We start from the raw sequence: 8,717 nt of genomic DNA on the forward strand, positions 1-8,717 counted from the left end.
TATCTGCGAACCGTTTTGTCTGATTACGCCCGATTTGACGATGCGTTACTGTCCTATTTTGATTTTAATTGACTATATTTTTCGCATTCATCTCGTAGGCAAACCCCGCGCTACGGATTGCTGTAACAGCAACTTGTCCCTTCCCCCGTCTGGCGGGGGAAGGTTAGGATGGGGGGGGGCTTTACGGTTTTAGGTAAAAGCAAATTCGTATTCGTACACCCCATAGAGCCACCCTCTCCCGCCGGACGGGAGAGGGGGCAGGTTGCCGATAAAAACAAGGTCGTCTGAAACCTCAAAGCTTTCAGACGACCTTTTATCCGCTTCTCCTATTTCCACCACCCGCTACTCAGCGGGAACGTTATCGGGTCGTAATATTTCGGCAGTTGTTGCGGGATGCCGAGGTTATTGCGGTAAACGACGCGGTAGCGGTCAGCGTACCAGGCGGGGACGATGATGTATTGGTGGCGGATGGTACGGTCTAGTGCTTGAACGGTGGTTTTCAGTTCTTCGCGGTTGGTGAAGCTGCTGAAATGTTTGAGCAGCTTTTCGACTTCGGGGCGGCACACGCCGGCGAGGTTTTGGCTGCCGGGGATTTTGGCGGCTTCACAGCCGAAATAATCGTATTGTTCGTTGCCCGGGCTTTCGCTGTTGGCATAGACGGTAATGGTCATGTCGAAGTCGAAATCGTTGAGACGCCTTTGATATAAGGCGGGGTCGGTAACGCGGATGTTCATGGTGACGCCGATTTTGGCGAGGTCGCGCTGCCATTTGGCGGTGATGCGTTCGTAGTTTTTGGATGCGGTCAGGAACTCGAAGGTCAGGGGTTTGCCTTGGCTGTCGGTCAGTTTGCCGTTTTTATAGCGGTAGCCTGCTTTTTCTAAAAGGGCGCGGGCTTTGAGCAGGTTGGGGCGTATGCCTGTCTTCGGGTCGGTTTGAGGCGGTTCGGGGACGGGTTGGTTCAGGACAGCGGGATCGAGGGTGTTGCCGAGGGACTGGAGCAGTTTCAGTTCCGCGCCTTGCGGTTTGCCTGTCGCCGCCATCTCGCTGTTGGTGAAGAAGCTGTTGCTGCGGCGGTATGCGCCGTAGAAAATGCGGGCGTTGACGCTTTCAAAGTCGAAGCTCTCGACCATTGCCTGCCGCACGAGGATGTTGTTGAACGGGACGCGGCGCATATTCATAACGAAGCCCTGCATGCCGGCATTACTTTGTTGCACCCATTCGTATTTGCCCAAGCCGCGTTTGGCGAGCATTTCGCCGGGATAAGCCCGCGCCCAGTTTCGGGCGATGTTTTCATAAACGAAGTCGTATTGTCCGGCTTTGAGTCCTTCGAGGCGGACGCTGTTGTCTTTGAAATATTTGAAACGGACGGTGTCGAAGTTATATCTGCCTTTGCGGGTCGGGAGGTTTTGCGCCCAGTAGTTTTTATCGCGCGCGTATTCGCTCATGCGTCCGATGTCTGCTTTGACGAAGCGGTAGGGGCCGGAGCCGATGGGCATTTTGTTCGCGCCTTTTTCCAGCCCTTCGGGATAGCTTTTATGAGAAAAGACAGGCAGTTGCCCCAAGACCATGTGTAATTCGGCGTTGCGCTGTTTGAAGCGGAAAACGACTGTCCTGTCATCGGGCGTTTCGACTTTGGCAACATCGCTCCAGTAGATGCGGTAGGAGGGATTGGCGGCTTTGTCTTGGGTAAGCAGGCGGAAGGAGGCGGCGACGTCTTTGGCAAGCACGGGATCGCCGTTGTGGAATTTAGCCTTCGGGTTGAGTTTGAATGTTGCCGACAGCCCGTCTTCGGCAAGTAACAAGTCTTCCGCCAGCAGCCCGTACATGGAGAAAGGTTCGTCCCAACTGTTGTCCGTAAGCTTATCCACGGTCAGCATGAAGACGCCGACTTCTTTGTCGCCTTTGAGGGTGAACGGGTTGAACGTATCGAAGCCGCCCTGTATCGGCAGGGAAAACACGCCGCCTTTTGGCGCGTCGGGATTGACGTATTCGTAGGCGCGAAAGTTGGCGGGATATTTCGGCTCCTGCCCCAAACCCAAACCGTATGCGGCAAAAGCGGTGGCAGAGGAGAAGGAAAGTAGCAGCAGGACGAGCTTTTTCATAAGGTTTCAAACCGAGCGGGACGATGAAGCCCGATTATAGCAAAAGGTCGTCTGAAAACCGTTTTCAGACGACCTTTTATCCGTTTCAAAAATACTCAAGACTGCTGCCGTTTTTTCGCCTGCGCGTCAAACTCCGCCAGCGTCATGTTCAAAGTCTGCAAACACGGCGTCATCACCGCATCGACGGCTTGGTTCACATGGTCCCTTCCCAAAGGCGACGGGCGGTAAACAAAGAGCTTGAAGAGTTCGCTCAACTCAATCGAATCCGCCCCCGTTTTCAACACCCAACCCTGACGGCCGTTGTAGATATAGCCGTGTCGCGCCAGCTTTTCCAGAAGCTCGCCCAATTCATCGTAGCCCATATTGATATGTCGTCTGAACTCCTGAACAGGCAAGGCTTTGCCCTCTTTTTGCGCCGCATCCAAAAGCAGCAGGATTTTCAACACATCATCAAACCGCCCTCGCGCATCGAAGCCCCTGCGGAACGCATCGCCCTGCCAATAGGACAGTGACGAAGTCAGCACCGCGCCGCCCAACACCAGCGTCCACAGCAAATTCAGCCACACCAAGAAAAACGGTACGGCGGCAAAAGCCCCGTAAATCGAGCGGTAGCCGTCGAAATTGCCCATATACCAAGCAAACAGGAAACGCGCCGTCTCCAAGCAAAACGCCGTGACCAAAGCCCCGATAAACGCATGACGCCCAGGCACGAAGCGGTTGGGCACAAAACGGTACAGCCCCCACAGCAAAAGCGTGGCAAAAAACAGCGTACCCAAGGTTTGCAGTAACCCCACCACCCATTGCGGCGCAAACGAAGCCAGCGCAGAATCCTGCACCGACCCGACCATAAAAGAAATCCCCACGCCCAAAGACAGCGGCCCAAAAGTCAGCAACGCCCAATACACCAAAAACTGCATCATCCAAGGCCGCTGCGTATTGACCCGCCAAATGCGGTTAAACGTATTGTCAATCGTCCGAATCAGCATCAGCGACGTCACCACCAGCATCACACTACCGATCGCCGTCAACTTTCCCGCCTGATCGCGAAACGCATTGATATAATCAAACACCATGCCCGCACCCTGCGGCACAATAGTCTGATTGACGAAAGCAACAAAAGAGTCCGACCAACGGTCGAACACAGGGAAAATCGAAGCGACCGCCACCATCACCGTCAACACCGGTACCAAAGCCAGAAGCGTCGTAAACGTCATACTCGACGCCGCCTGCGGCACACGCTCCTCATCGAAACGCCGGACCACAAACCACGCAAAAGCAAACGCCTTACTGTCCGACAAACCTTGCCACCATTTCAAAAACGGCATAATCTTTCCCGAAAAATAACCAATTAAAAATAAAAAAACAGAAAACGCCACAGCGCACTCTACGTCGTCTGAAAACACAGCTTCAACAGCCAAACACCGATTTTCAACCAACCCCATTGTAACGGAATACCCAAATGAACCCAAATCCCCTCAAAATCCTCGTCCTCTACTACTCCCAAAACGGCAGCACCCTCAACCTCGCCCGCCAAATCGCACGCGGCATCGAAAGCGTCGCGGGCTGCGAAGCCGTATTGCGCACCGTCCCCAAAGTCTCCACCGTCTGCGAAGCCATCGAAAAAGACATTCCCGACAGCGGCGCACCCTACGCCGCCGCCGAAGACCTCAAAACCTGCGCCGCCCTCGCCCTAGGCAGCCCCACCCGCTTCGGCAACATGGCAGCCGCCATGAAATACTTCATCGACGGCACCATCCCCCAATGGCTCGGCGCAGAACTCGCCGGCAAACCCGCCACCGTCTTCACCAGCACCTCCTCCCTGCACGGCGGACAAGAAACCACCCTCCTCACCATGATGCTCCCCCTCCTGCACCAGGGCATGATCATCAGCGGCATCCCCTACACCGAATCCGCCCTCAGCAGCACCCGAAGCGGCGGCACCCCCTACGGCGCGTCCCACGTCGCCGGACACGACAGCAAACCTGCCCTGACCGCCGAAGAAAACGACATCGCCTTCGCACAAGGCAAACGGCTGGCAGAACTCGCTGTCAAGTTGGCTTAAGGCGGATAGCTTAGCCATCCAATCTGCTAAAAGCCAAAAGGTCGTCTGAAAACCTGATTTCCAAGTTTTCAGACGACCTTTTTATTATTCTCAAGTTCTCGTCATCCCAGTTTTTTACCCATGATTAAACTGCCCCTCGCGCAAAAATGTTGCGGTTTGCTCCGCAGTAATGTGTTTAAACAGCATCCCGCTGTGGCTGACAGGCAAGATAACGTGGTCGCGCATATTCGGGCAGTGGGTTTCGCTGACCAAAACCGTACCGTCGTGTTCGCCGTGCAAACCCAATACGCGCCCCAGCCCGAGCGGCTTGTTGCCTGCAATGCTGCCCAGTTCGATATGTTCGGGCAAATCGGGCGTACCGCCGTCGAGTGCATCGCGATAAGCGCCGCCGAGTACGGGGGTTTTCAACCCGAGCCGGAACACCCTTTGCGCAGCCCGGCTGCCTTGGTGGGGCGTACCGAAGGTTACGATGCGGCCGGTAAATTTTTCGGGGTAGGCGGCGGCAAAGTGTCGCAACACCAGTCCGCCCAGACTGTGTCCGGCAAAATGCAGAGGCTCACCCGTCTCGTGTTTTTCAACAAACTCCACCAATGCCTGCGTGTGCTGCGGCATGGTGTGCCAGACGCTGTAATAACCAAACAGGGCAACGTCAAAGCCTTGTTTCTCCAGCATATCCGCTAAAGGTTTCATCACCCAAGAGTGCATGTGCAGTCCGTGTAATAAGATGATTTTTGACATGAGAAGCTCCTGTATTTTGCCGTAAGCATTATGCCATAAGTCAGTCAGACCGTATTGCGGGCGTGTTTTGTCTTTTGAAAACGGGCTTAAGCTCCGGTTAAAATCTGTTGCCGTATTTTCAGACGACCTTGGTTTGAGCGGATCGGGTTTAAAAGTCCGTTCCAAAGAAAAAAGGTCGTCTGAAAACCTGATTTCCAAGTTTTCAGACGACCTTTTGTTCAGTCAACGCTTACTCGTCGGCTTTATAACCTTTGACGGCGAAGAAGACTATATAGAGGTAGCACACGGCTGATACGACAAAAGACGACATCAGGCTGTAAGTATCGACCGCCCAACCTTGTACGACCGGAACAATCGCACCGCCGACGATGGCAGTACAAAGTACGCCGGAAGCGGCATTGGTGAATTTACCGAGGTTTTTGGTCGCCAGCGAGAAGATGGTCGGGAACATGATGGAGTTGAAGAAGCCGATGGCAAGCAGTGCCCACATAGCGACGTCGGCATTGCCTTTACCGGTCATCATGGCGATGATGAGCAGGACAACGGCGATAGTGGCGTTGAAGGCAAGGTAGCGGTTGGGCGCGATTTTCGCCATAACTGCCGAGCCGAGGAAGCGTCCGACCATAGCACCGCCCCAATAGAACGACAGGTATTGGGCGGCGGAAGCGTGATCCAATCCTTTCAGGAAGCCCAAGACGTTGACCATCAGCGAGCCGATGGATACTTCCGCGCCGACGTAGCAGAAAATACCTGCCGCACCGAGGACGAGGTGTTTGTATTGCCACACGCTGTGTTTGCCGTCGTGGTTGTGTTCGCTTTCTGCTTCGGCGATTTTACGCGCGTCAGGCAGACGGATCATTTTCACAAAGACGGCGAGGATAACCAACAGACCTGCCAGACCCAAGTAAGGGATTTGAACGGAGGAAATCTTTTCGGCTTTGCTGACTGCCTGCGTCGCATCCGCCAGAATCAGGAACGCGCCGATTTGAGGGGCGATGGTCGTACCCAATGAGTTGAACGCCTGCACCAAAGTCAACGTAGCGGATTCTTTGCCCGGTTTCGCCAACAGAGTTACATACGGGTTACCCGCAACCTGCAACAGGGTTACACCTGAAGCAAGAATGAAGAGCGCGCCCAAGAAAGTCGGGTAAGAGTGGCTGCCCGCAGCAGGATAAAACAACAAGCATCCGACGGCGGTCAGCAAGAAGCCGCCGATGACGCCGTTTTTATAGCCGATTTTGCCGACGAGATGCCCCATCGGAATCGACATGATGGCATAAGCGGTAAAGAAGCAGAACTGAATCAGCATCGCCTGAACATAAGTCAGATCGAAAATTTCTTTCAGATGCGGAATCAAGATGTCGTTCATGCAGGTGATGAAACCCATCATGAAGAAGAGCGTGGTCAGGACGACCAGCGCGGGGTTATGGTTTTGTTGTGATGGCGTAGACATGATTTGCCTTTCGATTTATTGGAATTGACCGTACAAACAGTTAATATCCGTTAATAACGGGCTGAATCATACTGGCTTTTGCCATTATTGCAAACACTGAAAACACGCCGACTACATCGAGTTTCAGCAAGATTCTGTCCGATAAAGTATTTTATAGACAGAATCAGTCTAAATTTTACAAAAAATCTACCCGCAAACGACTTAAAATCTTATTTCAGACGACCTTTGACCTGACGCAAACTTATCCGCCATGCCCCTCACTTACGCCTATCTCGGACTCGCCGCCTCCGCCTTTACCTCCGCCACCATCCTGCCCGGCACGTCCGAAGCCGCCTTCGCCGCGTTCATCTATAACTATCCCGAACAGGCATACGGCGCGTGGTTGTGCGCCGGACTGGCAAACGGCTTGGGCAGCATGGTTTCCTATTGGATGGGACGGCTGATTCCGTCCAAGAAAAGGTCGTCTGAAAAAACCCTGCGCCTGCTCCAACGCTGGGGCACCCTGCCCCTTTTGTTCGCCTGGCTGCCCGTTATCGGCGATGCGCTGCCCATTGCCGCAGGCTGGCTCAGGCTCAACCCCTACACCTCCGCACTCATGCTCCTGACCGGAAAAATCCTGCGCTACGGCATCATCCTCGCCGGCATCAAAGGCATGATGTAGCACGTTGCGACAAAACCTGCCGCATTGATTTTCAGACGACCTGAAACAGCGTAAAATCCCAAAGGAAATATCCCGTCCCTTCATTTTTGCAAAGCGAGAGATCATGTTCTTCAATCACATCGAAGCCGCCCCCGCAGATCCCATCTTAGGCTTGGGCGAAGCATTCAAAGCCGAAACCCGCCCCGAAAAAGTCAACCTCGGCATCGGCGTTTATAAAGACGCATCCGGCGCGACCCCCATCGTCAAAGCCGTCAAAGAAGCCGAAAAACGCCTGCTCGAGAGCGAAACCACCAAAAACTACCTCACCATCGACGGCGTTGCCGACTACAACGAACAAACCCAAATCCTCCTTTTCGGAAGAGACCACGAAATCGTCGCCAGCCGCCGCGCCAAAACCGCCCAAAGCCTCGGCGGCACAGGCGCATTGCGTATTGCCGCCGAATTCGCCAAACGCCAGTTGAACGCACAAACCGTCTGGATTTCCAACCCCACATGGCCCAATCACAACGCCATCTTCAAAGCCGTCGGCATCCAAGACAAGCCCTACCGCTACTACGACGCCGCCAAACACGGCCTAGACTGGGACGGCATGATTGAAGACCTGAACCAAGCGCAAAAAGGCGATGTCGTCCTGTTGCACGGCTGCTGCCACAACCCCACCGGCATCGACCCCACGCCCGAACAATGGGAAACCCTCGCCAAACTCTCCGCCGAAAAAGGCTGGCTGCCCCTGTTTGACTTCGCTTACCAAGGCTTCGGCAACGGCCTCGAAGAAGACGCATACGGCTTGCGCACCTTCTTGAAATACAACAAAGAATTGCTCATCGCCAGCTCCTACTCCAAAAACTTCGGTATGTACAACGAACGCGTCGGCGCATTCACCTTAGTCGCAGAAGACGAAGCCACCGCCGCCCGCGCACACAGCCAAGTCAAAACCATCATCCGCACCCTCTACTCCAACCCCGCCTCCCACGGCGCGAACACCATCGCCCTCGTGTTGAAAGACGCGGATTTGAAAGCACAATGGATTGCCGAACTCGACGAAATGCGCAGCCGCATCAAAGCCATGCGCCAAAAATTCGTCGAGCTGCTCAAAGCCAAAGGCGCGACTCAAGACTTCGACTTCATCATCGAACAAAACGGCATGTTCTCCTTCAGCGGCCTCACGCCCGAACAAGTCGACCGCCTGAAAAACGAATTCGCCATCTACGCCGTGCGCTCCGGCCGCATCAACGTCGCCGGCATTACCGATGACAACATCGACTACCTTTGCGAAAGCATCGTAAAAGTGTTGTAATCCGCATCAGGCAATACAAAAAGGTCGTCTGAAAACCTAGGCTTCAGGTTTTCAGACGACCTTTTTTGACAACGCGGATTCGGGCTAAGCCAAACCGTAACGCAGGCTATGGCCGCGAATTTATAGTGGATTAAATTTAAATCAGGACAAGGCGACGAAGCCACAGACAGTACAGATAGTACGGCAAGGCAAGGCAACGCCGTACTGGTTTAAAGTTAATACACTATAACAAACAAACCCGTATCAAAACCGTAACGGGCAGGCTGTAACAATCTCAAAACATACCGGCAAATAAAAAAGCCCGGACATTTGTCCAGGCTTTTTAAATTTGGTGGGTCGTGAGCGATTCGAACGCTCGACCAACGGATTAAAAGTCCGCTGCTCTACCGACTGAGCTAACGACC

The 8,717-nt window shown here is 53.8% G+C and carries 8 protein-coding genes; 3 read left to right on the top strand and 5 right to left on the bottom strand.

Features of this window, described 5'->3' with window-relative positions; translation table 11 throughout:
- Positions 1–189: 189 nt before the first annotated feature.
- From AC5M9B_RS03580 to AC5M9B_RS03590, 3 genes are all read right to left on the bottom strand, one after another.
- Positions 190–336 carry a hypothetical protein gene (locus tag AC5M9B_RS03580; protein WP_176662385.1) on the bottom strand — a complete coding sequence of 49 codons (147 nt, stop codon included), beginning with the start codon at positions 334–336 and terminating at the stop codon, positions 190–192.
- Positions 327–2,102: an extracellular solute-binding protein gene (locus AC5M9B_RS03585; RefSeq protein ID WP_487648265.1), complete on the bottom strand. Its 1,776-nt coding sequence runs from the start codon at positions 2,100–2,102 to the stop codon at positions 327–329. Before AC5M9B_RS03585 ends, AC5M9B_RS03580 begins: the two co-directional genes overlap by 10 nt.
- 95 nt (positions 2,103–2,197) lie before the next feature.
- Positions 2,198–3,427: a YihY family inner membrane protein gene (locus tag AC5M9B_RS03590; protein ID WP_146736678.1), complete on the bottom strand. Its 1,230-nt coding sequence runs from the start codon at positions 3,425–3,427 to the stop codon at positions 2,198–2,200.
- Between the two features lie 134 nt (positions 3,428–3,561).
- On the opposite strand from AC5M9B_RS03590, the gene wrbA reads away from it, so the two are divergent.
- Positions 3,562–4,164 (top strand): NAD(P)H:quinone oxidoreductase, encoded by a 603-nt coding sequence (gene wrbA, locus AC5M9B_RS03595; protein WP_146736656.1) that lies wholly within the window; start codon positions 3,562–3,564, stop codon positions 4,162–4,164.
- Between the two features lie 114 nt (positions 4,165–4,278).
- On the opposite strand, the gene AC5M9B_RS03600 is transcribed toward wrbA, so the two are convergent.
- Together AC5M9B_RS03600 and AC5M9B_RS03605 are read right to left on the bottom strand one after the other, a co-directional pair.
- Positions 4,279–4,902 (bottom strand): alpha/beta fold hydrolase, encoded by a 624-nt coding sequence (locus AC5M9B_RS03600; protein WP_146736679.1) that lies wholly within the window; start codon positions 4,900–4,902, stop codon positions 4,279–4,281.
- A gap of 229 nt (positions 4,903–5,131) precedes the next feature.
- A complete protein-coding gene (locus AC5M9B_RS03605; RefSeq protein ID WP_016687455.1) occupies positions 5,132–6,355 on the bottom strand; it encodes a sugar MFS transporter in 1,224 nt (407 codons plus the stop codon).
- A gap of 250 nt (positions 6,356–6,605) precedes the next feature.
- Between AC5M9B_RS03605 and AC5M9B_RS03610 the strand changes: the two genes are divergently transcribed.
- Positions 6,606–7,016, top strand: a complete 411-nt coding sequence (locus tag AC5M9B_RS03610) for a YqaA family protein (protein ID WP_487648266.1) — start codon at positions 6,606–6,608, stop codon at positions 7,014–7,016.
- Positions 7,017–7,119: 103 nt separating this feature from the next.
- Positions 7,120–8,313 carry an amino acid aminotransferase gene (locus AC5M9B_RS03615; protein WP_146736657.1) on the top strand — a complete coding sequence of 398 codons (1,194 nt, stop codon included), beginning with the start codon at positions 7,120–7,122 and terminating at the stop codon, positions 8,311–8,313.
- The last annotated feature ends 404 nt before the right edge of the window (positions 8,314–8,717 follow it).

The sequence above is a fragment of the Neisseria flava genome (assembly GCF_982712965.1).

Excerpts from the sequence above, each read along its gene's own strand:
- AC5M9B_RS03585 (WP_487648265.1), bottom strand. The coding sequence starts at position 2,102 with ATGAAAAAGCTCGTCCTGCTGCTACTTTCCTTCTCCTCTGCCACCGCT.
- AC5M9B_RS03590 (WP_146736678.1), bottom strand. The coding sequence starts at position 3,427 with ATGCCGTTTTTGAAATGGTGGCAAGGTTTGTCGGACAGTAAGGCGTTT.
- wrbA (WP_146736656.1), top strand. The coding sequence starts at position 3,562 with ATGAACCCAAATCCCCTCAAAATCCTCGTCCTCTACTACTCCCAAAAC.
- AC5M9B_RS03600 (WP_146736679.1), bottom strand. The coding sequence starts at position 4,902 with ATGTCAAAAATCATCTTATTACACGGACTGCACATGCACTCTTGGGTG.
- AC5M9B_RS03605 (WP_016687455.1), bottom strand. The coding sequence starts at position 6,355 with ATGTCTACGCCATCACAACAAAACCATAACCCCGCGCTGGTCGTCCTG.
- AC5M9B_RS03610 (WP_487648266.1), top strand. The coding sequence starts at position 6,606 with ATGCCCCTCACTTACGCCTATCTCGGACTCGCCGCCTCCGCCTTTACC.
- AC5M9B_RS03615 (WP_146736657.1), top strand. The coding sequence starts at position 7,120 with ATGTTCTTCAATCACATCGAAGCCGCCCCCGCAGATCCCATCTTAGGC.